Annotated in this window: 17 protein-coding genes and 1 pseudogene; 3 read left to right on the forward strand and 15 right to left on the reverse strand. The window is 56.3% G+C overall.

The features are described from left to right. Positions 1–125: 125 nt before the first annotated feature. The 3 genes from tagH to tssI all read right to left on the reverse strand — a co-directional run bounded on the left by tagH (position 126) and on the right by tssI (position 4,057). Positions 126–1,475, reverse strand: coding sequence for a type VI secretion system-associated FHA domain protein TagH (gene tagH, locus QQJ86_RS00705; protein WP_284318970.1), 1,350 nt, complete (start codon positions 1,473–1,475; stop codon positions 126–128). Positions 1,476–1,487: 12 nt separating this feature from the next. Beyond that, positions 1,488–2,030 carry a DUF6931 family protein gene (locus QQJ86_RS00710; RefSeq protein WP_284318971.1) on the reverse strand — a complete coding sequence of 181 codons (543 nt, stop codon included), beginning with the start codon at positions 2,028–2,030 and terminating at the stop codon, positions 1,488–1,490. 62 nt (positions 2,031–2,092) lie between these two features. Then, entirely contained in the window at positions 2,093–4,057 is a 1,965-nt protein-coding gene (gene tssI / locus QQJ86_RS00715) for a type VI secretion system tip protein TssI/VgrG (protein WP_284318972.1), read from the reverse strand. Positions 4,058–4,137: 80 nt separating this feature from the next. Here tssI and QQJ86_RS00720 point away from each other — a divergent pair, with 80 nt between their 5' ends. From QQJ86_RS00720 to QQJ86_RS00730, 3 genes are all read left to right on the forward strand, one after another. Next, positions 4,138–5,043 (forward strand): N-acetylmuramidase family protein, encoded by a 906-nt coding sequence (locus QQJ86_RS00720; protein WP_284318973.1) that lies wholly within the window; start codon positions 4,138–4,140, stop codon positions 5,041–5,043. A 190-nt stretch (positions 5,044–5,233) separates the two neighbouring features. After that, positions 5,234–5,614 carry a hypothetical protein gene (locus tag QQJ86_RS00725; RefSeq protein ID WP_284318974.1) on the forward strand — a complete coding sequence of 127 codons (381 nt, stop codon included), beginning with the start codon at positions 5,234–5,236 and terminating at the stop codon, positions 5,612–5,614. 38 nt (positions 5,615–5,652) lie between these two features. After that, positions 5,653–6,180 carry a hypothetical protein gene (locus QQJ86_RS00730; RefSeq protein ID WP_284318975.1) on the forward strand — a complete coding sequence of 176 codons (528 nt, stop codon included), beginning with the start codon at positions 5,653–5,655 and terminating at the stop codon, positions 6,178–6,180. A gap of 52 nt (positions 6,181–6,232) precedes the next feature. Here QQJ86_RS00730 and QQJ86_RS00735 read toward each other — a convergent pair whose 3' ends face one another. From QQJ86_RS00735 to tssH, 12 genes and pseudogenes are all read right to left on the reverse strand, one after another. Continuing rightward, positions 6,233–7,528, reverse strand: a complete 1,296-nt coding sequence (locus tag QQJ86_RS00735) for a tetratricopeptide repeat protein (RefSeq protein WP_284318976.1) — start codon at positions 7,526–7,528, stop codon at positions 6,233–6,235. Between the two features lie 99 nt (positions 7,529–7,627). Then, complete coding sequence (locus QQJ86_RS00740) at positions 7,628–8,788, reverse strand: lipase family protein (RefSeq protein ID WP_284318977.1); 1,161 nt, start codon at positions 8,786–8,788, stop codon at positions 7,628–7,630. A 40-nt stretch (positions 8,789–8,828) separates the two neighbouring features. After that, positions 8,829–9,305 (reverse strand): DUF6795 domain-containing protein, encoded by a 477-nt coding sequence (locus QQJ86_RS00745; protein WP_284318978.1) that lies wholly within the window; start codon positions 9,303–9,305, stop codon positions 8,829–8,831. Positions 9,306–9,336: 31 nt separating this feature from the next. Next, positions 9,337–9,624: a PAAR domain-containing protein gene (locus QQJ86_RS00750; RefSeq protein ID WP_284318979.1), complete on the reverse strand. Its 288-nt coding sequence runs from the start codon at positions 9,622–9,624 to the stop codon at positions 9,337–9,339. A gap of 137 nt (positions 9,625–9,761) precedes the next feature. After that, positions 9,762–10,028, reverse strand: a complete 267-nt coding sequence (locus QQJ86_RS00755) for a hypothetical protein (protein WP_284318980.1) — start codon at positions 10,026–10,028, stop codon at positions 9,762–9,764. A gap of 124 nt (positions 10,029–10,152) precedes the next feature. Then, positions 10,153–10,629 (reverse strand): hypothetical protein, encoded by a 477-nt coding sequence (locus QQJ86_RS00760; RefSeq protein WP_284318981.1) that lies wholly within the window; start codon positions 10,627–10,629, stop codon positions 10,153–10,155. A 232-nt stretch (positions 10,630–10,861) separates the two neighbouring features. Further along, entirely contained in the window at positions 10,862–11,320 is a 459-nt protein-coding gene (locus QQJ86_RS00765; RefSeq protein WP_284318982.1) for a hypothetical protein, read from the reverse strand. A gap of 203 nt (positions 11,321–11,523) precedes the next feature. Further along, the gene (locus QQJ86_RS00770) at positions 11,524–12,036 is read right to left on the reverse strand and encodes a hypothetical protein (RefSeq protein ID WP_284318983.1); all 513 of its coding nucleotides are present in this window, start codon (positions 12,034–12,036) and stop codon (positions 11,524–11,526) included. A gap of 1 nt (position 12,037) precedes the next feature. Next, a complete protein-coding gene (locus tag QQJ86_RS00775) occupies positions 12,038–13,153 on the reverse strand; it encodes a M35 family metallo-endopeptidase (protein WP_284318984.1) in 1,116 nt (371 codons plus the stop codon). Positions 13,154–13,192: 39 nt separating this feature from the next. Then, on the reverse strand, positions 13,193–13,600 hold the full coding sequence (locus QQJ86_RS00780; protein ID WP_284318985.1) for a polymorphic toxin type 30 domain-containing protein: 408 nt from the start codon (positions 13,598–13,600) through the stop codon (positions 13,193–13,195). A gap of 304 nt (positions 13,601–13,904) precedes the next feature. Continuing rightward, on the reverse strand, positions 13,905–14,360 hold the full coding sequence (locus QQJ86_RS00785; RefSeq protein ID WP_284318986.1) for a hypothetical protein: 456 nt from the start codon (positions 14,358–14,360) through the stop codon (positions 13,905–13,907). 133 nt (positions 14,361–14,493) lie between these two features. Beyond that, positions 14,494–17,149: pseudogene (gene tssH / locus QQJ86_RS00790) on the reverse strand (type VI secretion system ATPase TssH); the annotation flags it as partial. Positions 17,150–17,202: the final 53 nt, after the last annotated feature.

A 17,202-nucleotide genomic window follows, 5' to 3' on the forward strand; every position in this document is an offset into this window, starting at 1 on the left:
AGCGGGAATCCATGTTGCTCTTTAGTAAAAGCTAAAAATGGATTCCCGCTTTTGCGGGAATGACGACCAAGTGAGGCTTCCTGCAACAACAACTTCTGTTGAGCGCGTGCATATACACAAAAGCGTTAACGACGTTCATTGCGCCGACTCCCCTTCAACCGCGCCAATTGCTCTTCATAAGCCCGCGCGAATTCATCACCGAACAAACGCCGGAAACTGTCATCAGGGTTCTTGACTAGCCCATCGTAGCTGTCACGGTATTTGTCCCAATAGCGCGCTTTGGCACCAAACGCCGCACGTTTGCCGCCGTCCACCTCGTTTTCGTAACGATCCGGATTGAAATGCATCAGCAGCGCCTCGAAACCTGCGCGCACACCGGCAAGCATGGCCATTTGATGGCAGCGGATGTCTTCGAACGCATCCTGGAACGCGGCGGTTCCGGAAAGGAAACCAGGGTTGGCGGGCCCCAGGATTTTCTGCATCGCCTCGTCCGTACCGAGGGCAAATTTCAGCGGATTGTTCTCCGAACGCTGGATGACCGTAACCGGCAGGCGGAAGGTGTTCTTGATCTCGGCACGCGCACGCAGCACATCCATTACGCCATCGACCACGATGCGGAAAATCAGCTCGACGTCTGGTGTAAGCGCACTTGCCGATGCCGGCGTCGCTGCGGGTGCCAGCACTGCAACAGGCGCTGGTGCTGGCGCGGGCGCAACGACAGGCTCCGCTACCGGTGGCGGTGCAGGTGCTGGCGCGGGAGGCGCGAAATCGCCAGCAGTCAGATCCCAGTTATCTGGCAGCACATTGGCTTGCCGGCGCACGTCGGTGGTGGGTGGGCGAAAGTGATCGCTGATGCCCGACGTGTGATTCCAACTCGGCGCAGGCACCGGTTCCGGCGCGGGCGCATTGAACGGTGCATCGAGAAAACTTAGGGGATCCAGATCGCCGCTGGTGGGCGACGGGATATGCGGCGAAGGAATCAGGCTATCCGCGGACAGCGGTCGCGACGACGCAGGACTTTGCGGCAACGGATCGAGAAAACCGAAATCCAATGGATCGTTACCGAAAGAAAGCGGCGACGCTGCCGGTATGGGTGCCGGCGCAGATGCTGGTGCGGAATGAGGTATCGGTGCGCTCGGCTGGAAGATGGTTTCGCTGTCCTGCTCCATGCGCACCGCAATCTCGAAGGTATCGATCTGCAAGCGATCGCCATTCTTCAGCGCCGCCGGGTCGCCCTTTATCAATGGCGAGCCGTTGAGCAACATGCCGTTGGTGCTGCGGTCTTCAATGAAATAGATGCCGTTGAGAAAACGCACCATCGCGTGCACGCGCGATACGCCGGAAGCACTCAACACCCAATCGCAATCCTCGGAGCGCCCGATGCTGCCGTCCTTGCTGTGAAAGCTCTTCTGGGCGCGAGGGCCGAACTGCGCCGCCTGCTGGCCTTGCACTGCGAGGGTCAATACCTGTGGCATCTGCTCTCCTGCTTAGCGATGGGCGTCGGCGTTCGCGTTGAGCAGGCTCATCGCGCGCCCGATGAAAGCGCTGCGCCGCGCTTCGAATTGCTCCTCGATCAATGCCGCCATCAGATTGATCGCGGCCACGGTGGCGCGCGCGGTGAGGTGTTCCGCTGGCGGTACGGGTGTTTCCTGCGTGGCCGGTGCCAGGCTACCGCCCGACCAACCTGCAGCAGCGGCCAACCACGCACCCAGCGAGCGATAGCCGCCGGCATTGGCGAATTCATAGGCAGCGCGGCGGTTGTCTTCGTTCGGCTCGCGCACCCATTTTTCAGCCAGCGATGCACCGGCTTTGTCTTCCAGACCCAGCGGCTGATCGCGCGCGCATTGCAACAGCCACGCCACCGCATAACGCTTGGGCAGCAGCCGCGCAAGAAGTTTCAGGGCGTCCTGGGTATCGCCAGCATCGAGCAGCGTTTGCACCGCCAATTGCGGCGTCATTTCCGGACGCAGCCTGGCACTGGCTGGAGCGGACAAACCCATTTGCGTCGAAGCCTGCGTAACGACCGACATGCTCAGGTTCCCCTTTGAACCGATCCTTGTTATTGCCCCTGTCCTAACGATCAACCGATCGATCAACCGATCATGATGATGCCGCCGGATACCTTCGTCATGGCATCGCCAGTGGCGCTGACCATGGTGCCTTTCACCGTGGTCATTGCACTGCCTTCCACCTCCAGCATGCCGTCCGAATGCACCTTCATGCTGGCGCCGGCGCCGACGTCCATCGTCGCGCCGGCCTTGATGCCGACTTGCACTTGCCCCTCCACCTTCACCGACGAATTGCCGGTGATGGTGATGTTCACGCCGGTGATCTGGATCTCGCCCGTGCTCTTCATAATGATACTTGAAGAGCCCGTGGTCAGTTCGATCTGCGTGCCGGCTGTGAGCTTGAAAATCTGGCCGACGTCGATGGTGTCGTTGTTGCTGATGGTGGCCTTGCGGTCGTGCTTGATGGTGACCGTTTCGTCGTGATCGATGGTCACGATGTGATCATTCTCGACTTCTTCGTGCATGTCTTTCTGTGCATGCATGAAGAAATCTTCGCTGCCCTTCTTGTCTTCGAAACGCAGCTCGTTGAAGTCGGCCGTGCCGCCCAGCAGGCTGCGACTCTTGATGCCGCTTTGCGTCTTGTTGTCCGGCAGGCTGTACGGCACCTGGTTGTCACCGTTGTAGACGCTGCCGATGATCAAGGGGCGGTCCGGATCGCCTTCCAGGAAGCTCACCACGACTTCTTGCCCCACGCGCGGAATGCTGATGGCGCCCCAGTTCTTGCCAGCCCATGGCGTAGCCACGCGCACCGGGCAAGAACACTTCGCGTTTTTCTTGTCAGGCGTATTCCAATGGAAGGTGACTTCCACGCGGCCGTACTTGTCGACCGCGATGTCCTCGCTGGTTTCGCTACCCGTCACGATCGCGGTTTGCAGGCCGACGATAGTTGGCTTTTTTGCCATCTGCATGCTGCGGAATGGTGTCTTGCTTTCAATAGCGTTGAAGCTGCAATGAAAGGAGACGCTACCGCCTCCACCACCCGGACCATGCGGCGGCGCGTGCAGTTGGATGTCGCTGCCGACGATCAGGTACTCCTGATTGAGCTCGTCGCGTGGAAAGTTGCTGAGAGTAAACAGGCCGCCAATCTGTACCGACGGCGTTCCGGTCGCGCCGGAATAACGGGAATGCCAAGCCGTCAGCGCCTCCGCACGAACCTGCGCATAGTGCGCACCGACCGCTGCAGTGACATGTCCTCCGGGAAAATCGAACACATCAAGAACATCATCAGCCTCTGCGGCACCATGCCCATCGGTATTGCCTAGCGAAAGCAGAGATGCCTTCGGTGCTTGCGGGTCGAAGTCGGTCAAGGCGTATTTGGTTTTGTCCACACTCCGCAGCGTGCCCCAACTAACGATAGTGGCTTCTCGACGCAACACCGAGTCGGAACTGGAGGCATAAGCGACCTTGCTGAAGCCATCAACCTTTTGATGTCCGCCAATCCCGTCGGCGAGTACAAGCGTGTGAGTGCCTGCCGTATGGGTGAAATAATAATAAATACCCTCTTGTTCCATCAGCCGACTAATAAAATTGAAATAATCTTCGCGGTACTGCACGCAATAATCGCGGGTGGCGTAGGAACCGGATAGGCTTAGCTTGATATCGCTATAGCCGATCTCGCTTAAAACCTGCTTGATGATGTCTGGAGCGCTGAGCTGCTTGTAAATACGGCAGTCGACCTTTTGCCTTAGCAGCCACGGCTTAGGTGCCAGTGACACTTCATAAGTGGCATAGACAAGGTTTTCGATGGTTTCGACACCGGTCTGGTTCGCGCGTATGACCATGCCGTTGAAGTAACGCTTGAAACCATCCTCGGTGGCAATCGTGACGGTCATGGAAGAACCTAGCAGACCGGAAAGATCGATCGCTATATCCTGACTTTCAAATTGCACATAAAAATCAAATAACTGGCCTAGTCCTTCCTTGGCCATCATGGTGACAAAACGCAAATCGTCACACTTGTCGGAGGTGATCGTAACGATGTCGGTCATTCCACTGCTCTCCCTAAACATGGGACTCTGCTATAGTCCATTCGCATAAAGCACGGCGCCATCAAGGAAAAGGATGCATTATGGCTAGCACATGCGATCCAGGCCCTATCTTTTCGCTACTGCCATCGCAAAACCCCTGTGCAGATCAGCGATTCTTCGATCCGCTCAAGCCGATGCTTTCCCCTCAGCCTAACTGGCTCTCCCCCCTGTCGACCTACCTCGATCCCTGGAACGGTCCTATTGTAGCACCGGCACCAACGGTGCCTAGCGCGAATCCCGATATCTCACAACTTTTTACCAACACAAAGTTACAGCCACAGACCGGCATCACGGAAGATCAGTTCAAAACCATTGCCGAGCAGCTCAAAGTCGAAGTTGCGGTGATTAAGGCCTTTGCGAAGGTGGAAACAGGAGGGGCGCCATTCGACCATCTCGGCCGACCGGCCATTCTGTATGAACGCCAATGGTTTCACACACTCACCAAAGGCAAGTACGACACCACGCATCCGCACATCTCCGATCCGAACGCCTATCACCCCAACCCGAAAAAAAAGCCCCGGCCCAAACACGCCAAAAAGGGGGCACCTGCCCCAGCCCCGTCCGCACCGTTTAACCCGGTACAAGCCGATCCCAAGGATGACTATTACGGCAACGACAGCACCCAATACCCAAGGCTGAAAGAGGCTTATGACCTCGACGGCGTCGCCGCCCTCGAATCCGCCTCATGGGGCCGCTTCCAGGTTCTGGGTGTCAACCACAAGAGTTCCGGCTTCCCTACCGTGCAAGCGTTCGTGCTCGCCATGATGCGCTCGGAGTACTGCCACCTTGAGGCATTCGCTGGCTTTGTCCGCCGCACCAAGGGGCTACAGACGGCCTGTCAGAAAAAGGACTGGGTGAGCATGGCGCGCCTCTACAACGGACCGAAATACCAAAAGTACCATTACGACACAAAGCTGAAGGAAGCCTACGACGAAATAACAAAGTAAGTCATTCACTCATTGGCCGACTGCCTCCTTATCCACCCACCCCATGCATCTCATTCGCTCTTGCAAACTTGCCACGCTTGGCCTGCTCTGCTGGACTTCCGTCGGTCTGACCCAGCCGCCGCCTCAGGGCTCACTTTGCCGGCCTCCCGAAAAAACGTACTACAGCTGCCACACCGTCAACCATAAAATCATGAGTCTGTGCGGCGCCCTACCTGGCGCGCTGCAGTACCGTTTCGGCACCCCTGGCAAGATCGAGCTGCAATACCCTGACAAAGCAGCGGACGGCACCAAGCTGATGCGCTACGCCTACTATTTCCGCTTTCAGACCAACTACTCAGAAGTCGTGTTCGACCACAACGGCTACAGCTATACCGTGTTTGACTACGACGAGAACGACTACGGTGAACGTCACAGCGCTGGTGTGCGTGTCGCGGGCAGCAATGGGGTCGAACACGAAGTGAAGTGCAAGGAACCCGTGGACGGCGACCTAGTCCAGCCGGGCAAATACCTGAAATGTGATCCGGACAACGCTCTTAACGATGACGGCAATCCAGACAGCTGCCACCGTTGAGCCTCCCTCTATTTATTACCGACCATACTCCTTTGGCCATGCGCAAACTGAATCTGGTGTTCGCTCTCACAACGACCCTACTCTCATGCCTGAACGCCCCCTCCTTCGCGGCGGACGCTCCACCACCGGCTAGTTTGTGCACCGCCACGGAAAAGACGTATCTGAGCTGCGAAACCGAGAATCACAAGATCCTCAGTCTGTGCGGCGCGCTGCCGAATGCCTTGCAATATCGTTTTGGACGGCCATCCAGGGTCGAGCTACGTTATCCTGAAGATGCGTCGAAAGGCACCTCGACTATGGCGTACGCCCGCGACGTTGAAGGCAACGACGACAGTTCCGACTTGAATTTCACCCACGGAAGCTATCACTACCAAATATTCGACCTGCGCCATTCCCATGGAGATCGCTATACCGGTGTCATCGCGCAGGGCAAGGACCAAGTCGAGCACAAGGTTGTATGCACAAGCAAAGTGCAAGGCAATTTGGATGAAGTCGGCAAATATCTGAAATGTGATCCGAACGATCCATTTAACGGTGGCACCGAAGACGGCTGCCACGGCTCATGAACACGCAAACTCAGCGCAGCCGAGTGAGCTGGAACGACCGTCGCAGATTGGGTTAGCGCAGCGTACTCAACGCCGGACGCTGAGCCAACACAACCCAGCCCACTACCGGTTGGCCACTTTCCTTGCGCAAGGTGTCTGAACTGACGCGCACCTGTGCGAAACCGGCTGATGCCAATACGCGCTCCACATAACCCCGCGTGTGCTGATAGCGGCCACTTGGCGTGAGATCCACCCTATCTTCACCGCCCTCTGCCGCCTCGAGAGTAAAAGCCAGCCAGCCGCCCGGCCGTAATGCAGCGCACGCTTCGTTGAGCACCTCTTGCAACTCACCGAAATACACCAGGGTGTCGGCGGAAAACAGCACGTCGTAAATCTGCGGATGCGACTGAAGAAAAGCCGTGAGCTCGGCCACCTCCAGTTCGTCGTAGCCTCCGCGCTGGCGTGCTTTTTCAACCATGCCGCCGGAAAGATCAACGCCCGTCAGGCGTTGCGCATAAGGACGCAGCAAAGGAGCGCAAAGCCCAGTACCGCAACCGGCGTCCAGAATATCCAGCGTACCGTCCGCTAGAGTAAGCTCCTTGCCCAAGGCCTCCGCCAGGACCTGTGGTGCACGATAGTTGAGATTCTTTAGCAGTTGCTCATCGAAACTATCGGCAAACCCATCGAATACCTTGCGCACGTAGTCATCACCCGCGCGCGACGGAGCTTCCGCACCACCACAGGCAGCAAGCATATGGCGAGGCACGGGATGCTCCGGCTCGCGTATCAACCAGTCGCGGTACACCTGTGCCGCCTCTTCTTGCCGATGCAGCGCATACAGCGAAACACCTAATCCTTCCAGCGCACGCACATTGCGCGAGTCCAACGCATAAGCCGTGCGAAAACATTCCACGGATTGTTCGACATGCTCCACGCTCTGCGCGTTATTGCGCAGGAACGTGCCCATCAGATAATGCCCTTGCGCAAACTTCGGCGCTTGCTGCAGCAACTTCGCGTATGCCTCGAACGCCTCACCCAGCCGCTCTTGCGCCTCAAGTACTACCGCAAGATTGTTCTGCGCGTTGTAGTGCTTTGGCCCGCACGCCAGCGCCTTCTTGTAGCAGCGCTCCGCTTCAGCCAGACGCCCGCATTCCTTGTGAATATTGCCAAGGTTGTTGTGTGCATCCGGATGCTTCGGCGTGATTTTCAGCGCAGCTTCGATCAAGCGCACAGCTTCGTCGCTGCACCCGCGCTGATGGCATAGCACGCCCAGATAGTGCATGGCGTCGGGCTGGGCCGCCCGAAGATCCAGCACTTCGCGGTACAGGCGTTCGGCGGTGTCCAAGTCGTCGGCCTGGTGTGACTGCATGGCTTGTTTCAGGACGGCACGATAGTCCGTAGCCACTGCAGCAGCAGACCGCTGAGCAGACATACGCGCGTGGTCTCTCTTCAAGCCCATCACCCGCCCTTAGGAGAACATATCCAACGCGCGCCTTGCCATCGCCGACAGGAAGCGGAACAACAAGCCAAGTACGTATTCAATGAATCCCACTGTGATCTCGACCGTTGATACGATAGCGCGCCCCATAAACCGCATCGCCGCCGACATCATGTTGCGGATGGCCTCCGCCAAGCGAATCGATTGCAATGCGCCGCTGTAAAGCAGGCGTGCAAGGGTGTCGAGCACCGTTGTACCGGCGAACAAACCCACGCCCAATACATTAGCCGGAGCGCTGCGCACCTGCTTAAGAATCCAATCCAATGCGGACAAAATCAATTGCAGCGCAGTAGCCGAGCGCATGATGAAGGGCCCGCTATCCTTCGCCGCATCCGCAAGCCATTCACTCGCCTTCTCGAAGCTGCTGTGCTTGGGCAGGATCACTGGCAGAGAAGACCAGGTGCAGCCCGCCACGGACTTTTCGTATGCGTCGGGCATCGAATGCGCTTCAATGCTTATCAACTTGCCCGGCCCCTTCAGGCGATAGGCATTGCTGCCATAGGGCACATGAAAATACGGAAAGATCGGCACCATCGGCACCGGATCGGTATCGTGATAGCAACGGTAAATATCCTGCTCGCCCAATCGGCCGGTGAGGTATTCGGCATGTCCCTCCAAACCGGAACGTGGCGCACCGAACGTATACAGCCGTACTTTGCTGCCCATGCCGCTCAAGCTGTCGGCAATCAAGGTGGCCATCGCGCCGCCAAGACTGTGGCCAACGACGTGCAGCGCAGAAGGATTACGCCCTCGCAACTGTTCCGTGATCTGCGGCAGAACAGATTGCGCAGCACGCCAGAAGCCGGTATGAACAATGTAACCGCTAGGCCCGATAATGCCGCCCATACGCACGTTGCTCAGCCAGTCGTAGCCACTCTTGGGATACGTACCGCGCACGGTAACCAGGCACTCGCCTTGGCGAGGCCCTTTCCCCCAAGCCACGTAGCCGAAGCCCGTCTGCTGTTCGATCACACCCATGCCAGTGCTTCCCACCACATGGGCGCCACCGGCAATGTCGAAAGATTCTCGCGCACTCGGCGCCGCTGCCTCGGCAAACCGCATATTTGAACTCAGGCGCACTTGGTAGGTGCTATCGGCAATCTCGGCCGCCTGTATCGGAGAAAGTTCCATGGCCATCGTTATCCCCTGAAAGAATTTAAGGAGCCGTGTCTCACACGGCTTTGCAAATGCCGTAATGCTTGCCCTCGTAATCTGGCTGGCGAGTCAGCTCACAAACCAGATTGAGGGGCTTACCGTCGAGCTCTGTGTTGGCGTTGTAGGAAGTCTTGCCGTGCAGCCAAGCGGTGTACTCAACGCCTTGATACTTGATCGTAATGGTCTGCTGTATCGTCGGCTGCGCCGGAATCAATCTAAGCAAACCCGCCTTACGCTCAATGGACGGAAACGAGAAAGCCCCCTTGGCATCGCTTACCGCATGCTGCTGAGGAATTTCATTCTCGTCATCCGACCACACCACTTTTTCGATCAGCTCGGCGCCTTCCACAGGCTTGCCGTCCTTCAACACCGTGCCATGCACTTCAGAAAAAAGAACCAGACGATCGAACGCACCCATCGCACATCCCTCTGACAAGCCCGACAACGAAAACACCAAAACAATAAGCAAAACTTTCCAGGCCGAACGCGACATCACCCGCTGTTTTCGCATCGCAGTTCGCCCTTCAACCGATCAACACTTTGAAACATCCCAGCACGATCACGCCGCCGTGCACGGTGCTGTCACCCAGGCGCGCGACAGGTCGACCGCCAGCCAGAACCTTCGGCGAACCCATGGCGATCGCATCAGGCGGACCCACGCATACCGCTATGTCACCCACGCATGCGACAGGCAGGCCGCCGACCAATACGGTAGGCGCACCAGGTGATGCGATCGGGCCGCCGACGTGGGGCACTGGCCCGGTGGTCATTGGGCAGGTATGCATGTCGGTGAGGCGGGCTGCGGGTTGCATGAATATCTCCAGTCATCTGTAAGCTCAAAAAGCTCCAATCCTTTGTTACTAATAACGACTCATCGTTACCAAACCATTTTTGCATGAAGATGATGACGCCGTTTCGACAGGTCTTAGCCGGCTTTTCCAAGGCTTCCTTACCGCCCAACCAGCAAGTAAACCGAATAAATCAGCGTAGCTAAAAGAGCAGCAGGCAAGGTTATCAACGAAAACCAGCCGCTAACGAACATCGCGTACAGCATCTTCCCTACGTCCTTCCCCGCGATCACGCATGGACCAACGCCTGCCTCGCTCAGTTGGCACTTCGTGCAGTTCGCCACAGCACCTGCCAGCATAGCCATCAGCAACGGGACCAGGCCTAAAAAGCCGATCACCAAATAAACCAGCCATGGCTTGAAGTGCATAGCGTGACCTCAACCCAAAAGACGCAAACAAAAAACATATAATTTCTGTGCTGTTACATCTACCAGCATCCTGACCACTGCTTCCTTTTAAAACCCGCCTAAAACTCACCGCTCTCAATCACCATCAATCGCCGAATACGCCCAGGTGAACCGGTGGGCCGTCCTTGATCTGCCAGGAGCTGCGCGCGCCGGTAGACTTATTCATCGTCGTCACCACAGCGGTCTGGTAGACGTTCCAGTACGCGCCGTCTTTAACGCAAATAATGGTGTGCTCAAAATTCTGGCCGACGATGTCGTGATCGCGGCGGTCGGGGAAGCGGCTGAGCGTGCTCATGGCTTTCGCACCCGGACCTTCATACATGTCGGCTTCTACCCTGCATTTCGCAGCAGACGCGAGCACCGGCATGTGTTTTCCGTCGGAGTCGTGGTAAAACCGATTGCCGGCAGCGGTCGGATGCACTTCAAGCGCGCAACCGTTCATCGGGAAAGTCACTACCAGCGTTCCGTTCGGCTGCCCGCTGGGCACATCGCAGTATCGCGCCGCGCCTGATGCGAAAGGGATGAACCAGTCGGTCCCGCCGCCGTCGGCGACATCGATCAAATAAACGCCATCGTTGGTCGTGCACGTCAGAGTGCAATTGCCGCCCAGCGCGCTGTTGAGTGGCGCGCCACGGCACATGAATCCCCACGCCGCGCAAGCAGTCGCGGGCTGCGTTCTTAGCAAAGCCAGCACTTGTCCAGCAGGTTTCATCGGCATTTTGGCGTCCTCCTAGACATGGATCGAATCGTAGCCACCGAACAATTGCAGTTGTAAAACCAACCCCATTTTCCTGCTACCCGATGATGCTCTTAAGCTTGACGTTCCTTCCTTTTACGCCAGACATCGGTACCGAACCATCTTCGGATATGAAATCACTCTTCTTGCCATTGCACTTTTTGCAGATCCACCAAAGGTTGTGTGGATCGTTATAAAGCATTCGTACGTGCCGAATCTTGATGATGCCGCCCTTTGAAATATGCGGCCCGGCGACCGCGGCAATGTACTGACGCCATGGCCCCATATGATCCAGCTCGAACGAGTCGCCCTTTTTGCCACAGCTAGGACAGATTGAGCCCCATTTGGGTTTTGCCGGAACCCCCATCTTGTAAAGAATAGACTTGGACAGCCAGCTGACTTTTTTTCGCTCCAGGGTGTTCAAGTTGACCAGGTTCGAGCGAAATCGTGCACCGTGGGACCTCGCCTTTCTCACGAGCGTCTTAGAATGTGTTTCACCTTTCTTGTGGGATGGCATATAAACCTCCTCGCACTGACTGGTTGACGTCCGGACGTATCCAATGCTCCTAAAAATTCACCCTGCCCCCAATCACCTGCTTTCATTCGTCGAACGGACTTCAGTCACGGAAACTCAAACTGCCATTGCGTCAGCCTCTCTAATCCCGGCGAACGCGGAAATGGCTGAAAATCACAAAATACACTCCGACCGTTTTTTCTGATTCACTTATGCACTGAATCAGGCCCAGATATCCAAGTTGAAGTCCGCTGCTTTAGATCGACGATGTACTTCCCACCAGCCTCGTTCTCAATCTCGATTTCGTCCCGCTCAGGCAGAAGTCGCATAGTGCGGAAATAACGGCCTGGCGTACTGACACCAGCAGCATCCTGACTAGGGACTTCATAAACTTTAAGCATCCACAGCCGTTCACCGGATTTCGGGTCTATAGCGACCAAATAACCGCCGGACTGAGTTCCACCATGGCTGTAGCTCTGCATGTCCTGCTCATAGCGGACGCCCTTATGTAGGATCGGAGCCACCACAGGGGCGGATGGACGGCTAGGGCTAGGCATATCGTCGTTCATCGTCGTGGTCTCTTGCGAAGTATTTGCGTATGAATGCGCAACATCCTGTGCCACATGAGCTGTTGCGTCCGAAATGAGCGATGCTGATGCGTGGTCTGTGCACGCAAAGGCCACCACTATCGCAATCAGCGCAGCCTTATGTATACGCATGTCAGATCACCCTCAGTGCCTTGTTACGTTCTGCATCGGTCAACGCACCGCCACAGTCAGCAGCAAAGAATGCCCAGTTGTCTGCATTGCGCACACAATCTGTTATGGGATACCCAGCGTGCGGGCCAATACCATACCAGGCATAACGATCCTGGCCATTCTTCACATCCAGCGTGCCACATATCAGATGGGACAATTCATGGACAATGATTCTTGTCCAGTTAGCTTGGCCGTGAACCACTCCACCAGGATCGTCTGTAAAGAAATTGCTTTCGATATACACGACATCCATGCCCTCGTGTTTGTTCCGAAATGTAAATGCTTCAGATGCCAGAAAACCCGCCTCATCCACGTCCGTAGTTCCTCGAAATGGAACCCAGTCTGTCACCACGAAATGGCCTTTATTGAGCGTGGCAATGATGTCCTTGAAGCCCCTGCTCAATGTTGCAATATGCGTATCGAGAGCGGCATCGGACAGACCAGATTCGGCGAACCATCTCCGCACCATGTCACGTGCCTTGGTCCGCTCGCCCTGGACTGAACTGCCGCTAGCGGAAGCATTGGCTAGCAGTATGCTCACTTTTTGGCACCAGGCAATCGCCTGCTGGGTCGAATTGCCGAGATAACGCCGCTGTTGATCGGTGAAGTGTTCATCCTTCGCCGCCAGCAGCCGCTTGACAGCGCCAGCGGTGGACGCGTGCGTTTCAAGGAACCTGCTCGGCCAGTCGGTAAATTCCACAGGTAGTGAAAAAACCCATACCCGCCGATTACCCGCTTTATTCTGTAGGTAGATGTGCCTCAGAAATTTCAGGCTGGCAGCGCACTTTTTAGTCTCGGTGTCGATACTACCCGTATCACCGTCGACCCAGCCTTTCGCTGCCTGCAAAATGCCCTTGTCTTCAGAATGCCTGGTCTGACTTGGACCTTTGGTGATGTTGCCGCGCAACTCGTTTAATGCCGGCTCCTCGGCTGCCTCGAAACCATTGGCCCCCATTACCTTTTCCAATCGCATGACTAGCGATTGCCAGCTTTTTTCGAAACTGCCGATCTTAGCGACAGAACTTCGTGCAGCTGTATATTCGGTTATAAATTTTTTGACCAATCGATCATATTCCATTCCCTAGATTCCTAATGAATCCGACCCTAGTTCCGGCAGTCAATTATGTTCCAAAAGGATATGAGTCTTTTCGGCATGTTGACCTCCAAACCATCGACTTGCTGGTCCCAGACCACCTTGGCCAGTGCCAAACGCAATTGGAGTAAGAAATTTGTTGCCTTGCTGCACCCGGAAGGTCCACTCCTTCGCTGCAATCGTACCCACGGGCGCATTTGTAACAGCACTATGCCCCCACACCCTCCATTGAATACCAGCAGAAACCCACTCGTACTTGAACCCCCTCTCTGTGCGAGGCCCGGGCACATAGGAATTCAGGGTCCCTGCAGGGATTAGCGCTGACAAAATGGCAGGCGTCGCCTGTGTTCCAATTTGATTTTCAAAGTCCTGCGCAGTAGGAATGCCTCCGTTTGATGGATTAATCATCGCATCAAGTTGCAACATGGTCATATCTGTCACCCTTCTTTGCTAGACAAGCCGTCAATAGATCTCTCAATTCTTGAGCATCAAAGCCTGGACCACGAGCCGGCATGAATATTTGGCGCGGTGCCTATCGGTCCATTTATCGCTAGCGCGAACCTACGCATCGCGTCTGTCGTGGGAGCACAAGCCAGGAACGGGGTCAGTTTCGCTTCTCAAATGCCATAGCATCCACTGTTTCGCCCAGCATCTTCGAGAAGAACATTCCGCCCCCATTTATCTTGTTATGGGGTAACTCTGGAAGACCATATCCACGGCATTTGCTGTTAATAACTCAAACGTTTGCAACATTCGGAATGGCCGGAAAGCCTGCAGGAGCTGCCTGATTAGTACCCGCTGTCTTGGTGCCTCCGTGGTACCAAATGTAATACGGAAATTGGTGGGCACCCATTACTTGCCCCAATCCGTGATCGGCCGAGTACGATCCATTATTCGCCGTAATTTTGAACACAACCGAGATGCTCTGGCCAGTGAATTTTCCGTCGCATTCGGAGCAAGGGAAGGCATCCTGCTTAATCAGAAATGGTCCGCCTGCGTTCTTCTGCCCCAATGCGTTGTAAACGACTATCTCCGAATGTGTTTGCTTACCCTGTTTGGCAACGGACTGACTCGCCTCTGATTTCCATGATCCGTTTTTTACGCGAAAGCCTTCAGTATTGATCGCCACTGGAATTTCTCCAATTTGTGGATTTTCGCCTGAAAAAAGGTCTCGAGCCCGTTTCCCGAACAAAGGGGTCAGACTCCTTTTCAAAAATCACCCTGACCCTATTCTCAGGGTGATTCTCAAGCAAACCCGTACTCAAAATCCTGACCTTTAACTCTTACATTCACTCCTGCAACCGCCTTGCCTTCGATCATCCGCATAAGGAACTCGCGACTTACGTCCGGCAACATCGTGTTAGTCAAAATCGCATCGATCATGCGACCGCCCGACTCGCTCTCGGTACAACGGCTTACCACCAGCTTCACTACGTCGTCGTTGTACTCAAACGGAATCTTGTAGCGCGTCTCGATGCGCTTCTTGATGCGGCCGAGCTGCAATTTCACGATTTCGCCCAGCATGGCTTCACTAAGTGGGTAATAGGGAATCGTCACCAGACGTCCCAGCAACGCGGGCGGGAAGATTTTCAGCAGGGGTTCGCGCAGGGCCTTCGCCATGCCATCGGGTTCGGGCATCAAGTCTGGGTCCTTGCACATGCTGGCGATCAGCTCGGTGCCGGCATTGGTGGTAAGCAGAATCAAGGTGTTCTTGAAGTCGATCTGGCGACCCTCGCCGTCTTCCATCATGCCCTTGTCGAACACCTGGAAGAAGATTTCGTGTACGTCGGGATGCGCTTTTTCCACTTCGTCCAACAGCACCACGCTATACGGTTTACGACGCACTGCTTCGGTGAGTACGCCGCCTTCACCGTAGCCGACGTAGCCGGGAGGTGCGCCTTTGAGCGTGGAAACGGTGTGCGCTTCCTGGAATTCGCTCATGTTGATAGTGATGAGGTTTTGCTCGCCGCCGTAGAGTGCCTCGGCCAATGCGATGGCGGTTTCGGTTTTGCCGACGCCGGAGGTGCCGGCGAGCATGAAGACGCCGATCGGCTTGTTGGGGTTGTCGAGGCCTGCGCGCGAGGTTTGGATGCGCTTGGCGATCATTTCCATGGCGTGGTCCTGGCCGATCACGCGCTGACCCATGAGCCTGGCCAAGTTCATCACCGTTTCCAGCTCGCTCTTCACCATGCGACCGACCGGAATGCCGGTCCAATCCGCCACTACCGAACCTACGGCGGTGTAATCGACGGTGGGCAGGATCAACGGATGCTCACCTTGCAGTTCGGCGAGTTGCGCCTGCAGTCCGTGCAGCTCTTCGAGCAACGCAGCGCGTTCGGTATCGCTGAGTTCTTCCGGCACATGGGCAGCTTCTGCTTCGGCGGCTGCGGCTTTTTCAAGCTTGCTACCGGTGCCTTCCACCGGGGAATGATCGCCGCGCAGCTTGGCGCGAATGATAAGGATCTTTTCGACCAGCGCCTTCTCGGCCTGCCAGTTGGCTTCGAGTTTTTCCAGTCGCGCTTTTTGATCGGCAAGCTTTTCGTTGGCAACGGATTCACGCTCGGCCACATTTACGCCTACGGTCTTTTCGCGGGCAATAATCCCAAGTTCCGTTTCCAGTGCTTGAATGCGCTTGCGCGTGTCGTCCACTTCCGGCGGCACGGCGTGCTGGCTGATGGCAACGCGTGCGCAAGCCGTATCGAGCAAGCTCACTGCTTTGTCCGGCAGCTGGCGCGCGGGGATGTAGCGATGCGAAAGCTTGACCGCAGCTTCCAGCGCTTCATCGAGGATCTGCACGCGGTGGTGCTTTTCCATCACGCTGGCGACGCCACGCATCATCAGGATGCCCTTTTCTTCGCTGGGCTCGTCTACTTGCACAGTCTGGAAGCGGCGCGTAAGGGCGGGGTCTTTCTCGATGTGCTTTTTGTATTCGGCCCAGGTGGTGGCGCCGACCGTGCGCAGGTTGCCGCGTGCAAGTGCTGGTTTCAGCAGATTGGCGGCATCGCCTGTGCCCGCTGCGCCACCAGCGCCAACCAGCGTGTGGGCTTCGTCGATAAAAAGAATGATCGGCTTGGGCGAGGACTGCACTTCCTCGATCACCTGGCGCAGGCGGTTTTCGAATTCGCCTTTCATGCTTGCGCCGGCCTGCAGCAGGCCGACGTCGAGCGTGCGTAGCTCCACATCTTTCAACTGCGGCGGCACATCACCAGCAACGATCCGCAGCGCGAAACCTTCCACCACGGCGGTCTTGCCCACGCCGGCTTCGCCAACCAGCATTGGGTTGTTCTGGCGGCGGCGCATCAAGATGTCGACCACCTGGCGGATTTCTTCGTCGCGTCCGACGATGGGGTCGATCTTGCCATCGCGTGCTTGTGCTGTGAGGTCAACCGTGAATTGGCGTAACGCTTCCTGCTTGCCCATCTGCGCCGGCGGCATCGCCCCGCTGGCCTCGCCCGGTACTGCAGCGCTGCCGATGCGGAAACCGTCGTTGGCACTCTGCCCGTCCTCTGGTGAGCCGCTGACCACTTCGGCAAACTTCTCCGCCAAGGTTTCCGGCTTGACCTTCTCGAATTCCTTGGAGATGTTGAGCAAGGTGTTACGCAAGTGGCGCGTGCGCAATGCACCGAAAATGAGATAGCCGCTGCGTACCTGCGCCTCGCCGAACATCAACGTGGCGAATACCCAGGCGCGCTCGACGGCTTCTTCCACATCGCTCGACAGGTCGGAGATGGAGCTGGAACCGCGCGGCAGGCGGTCCAGTGCTTCGGTGACGTCGCGCGCCAAGTTGGATGGATTGACGTTGAACTGTTTGACGATGCGGTGCAGATCCGAATCCTGCAACTGCAGGATCTGGTGAATCCAATGCACCAGCTCGACATAAGGATTGCCACGAAGCTTGCAGAACACGGTGGCGCTTTCGATACCACGATAGGCGAGCTTGTTGAGCTTACCGAACAGTGCACTACGACTGATTTCCGCCATGACGACTACCCCTGAAGTTTTGGATGCTTCTGTCCGGTTATGGAGAGAAGGCT

Origin of the sequence: Dyella acidisoli, from assembly GCF_030160295.1 — a bacterium.
GTDB classification, from domain to species: domain Bacteria; phylum Pseudomonadota; class Gammaproteobacteria; order Xanthomonadales; family Rhodanobacteraceae; genus Dyella_B; species Dyella_B acidisoli.

Bases quoted from the DNA above. Each gene is read 5' to 3' on its own strand.
- tagH (WP_284318970.1), bottom strand. From the start codon at position 1,475: ATGCCACAGGTATTGACCCTCGCAGTGCAAGGCCAGCAGGCGGCGCAG.
- QQJ86_RS00710 (WP_284318971.1), bottom strand. From the start codon at position 2,030: ATGTCGGTCGTTACGCAGGCTTCGACGCAAATGGGTTTGTCCGCTCCA.
- tssI (WP_284318972.1), bottom strand. From the start codon at position 4,057: ATGACCGACATCGTTACGATCACCTCCGACAAGTGTGACGATTTGCGT.
- QQJ86_RS00720 (WP_284318973.1), top strand. From the start codon at position 4,138: ATGGCTAGCACATGCGATCCAGGCCCTATCTTTTCGCTACTGCCATCG.
- QQJ86_RS00725 (WP_284318974.1), top strand. From the start codon at position 5,234: ATGAGTCTGTGCGGCGCCCTACCTGGCGCGCTGCAGTACCGTTTCGGC.
- QQJ86_RS00730 (WP_284318975.1), top strand. From the start codon at position 5,653: ATGCGCAAACTGAATCTGGTGTTCGCTCTCACAACGACCCTACTCTCA.
- QQJ86_RS00735 (WP_284318976.1), bottom strand. From the start codon at position 7,528: ATGCAGTCACACCAGGCCGACGACTTGGACACCGCCGAACGCCTGTAC.
- QQJ86_RS00740 (WP_284318977.1), bottom strand. From the start codon at position 8,788: ATGGAACTTTCTCCGATACAGGCGGCCGAGATTGCCGATAGCACCTAC.
- QQJ86_RS00745 (WP_284318978.1), bottom strand. From the start codon at position 9,305: ATGTCGCGTTCGGCCTGGAAAGTTTTGCTTATTGTTTTGGTGTTTTCG.
- QQJ86_RS00750 (WP_284318979.1), bottom strand. From the start codon at position 9,624: ATGCAACCCGCAGCCCGCCTCACCGACATGCATACCTGCCCAATGACC.
- QQJ86_RS00755 (WP_284318980.1), bottom strand. From the start codon at position 10,028: ATGCACTTCAAGCCATGGCTGGTTTATTTGGTGATCGGCTTTTTAGGC.
- QQJ86_RS00765 (WP_284318982.1), bottom strand. From the start codon at position 11,320: ATGCCATCCCACAAGAAAGGTGAAACACATTCTAAGACGCTCGTGAGA.
- QQJ86_RS00770 (WP_284318983.1), bottom strand. From the start codon at position 12,036: ATGCGTATACATAAGGCTGCGCTGATTGCGATAGTGGTGGCCTTTGCG.
- QQJ86_RS00775 (WP_284318984.1), bottom strand. From the start codon at position 13,153: ATGGAATATGATCGATTGGTCAAAAAATTTATAACCGAATATACAGCT.
- QQJ86_RS00780 (WP_284318985.1), bottom strand. From the start codon at position 13,600: ATGACCATGTTGCAACTTGATGCGATGATTAATCCATCAAACGGAGGC.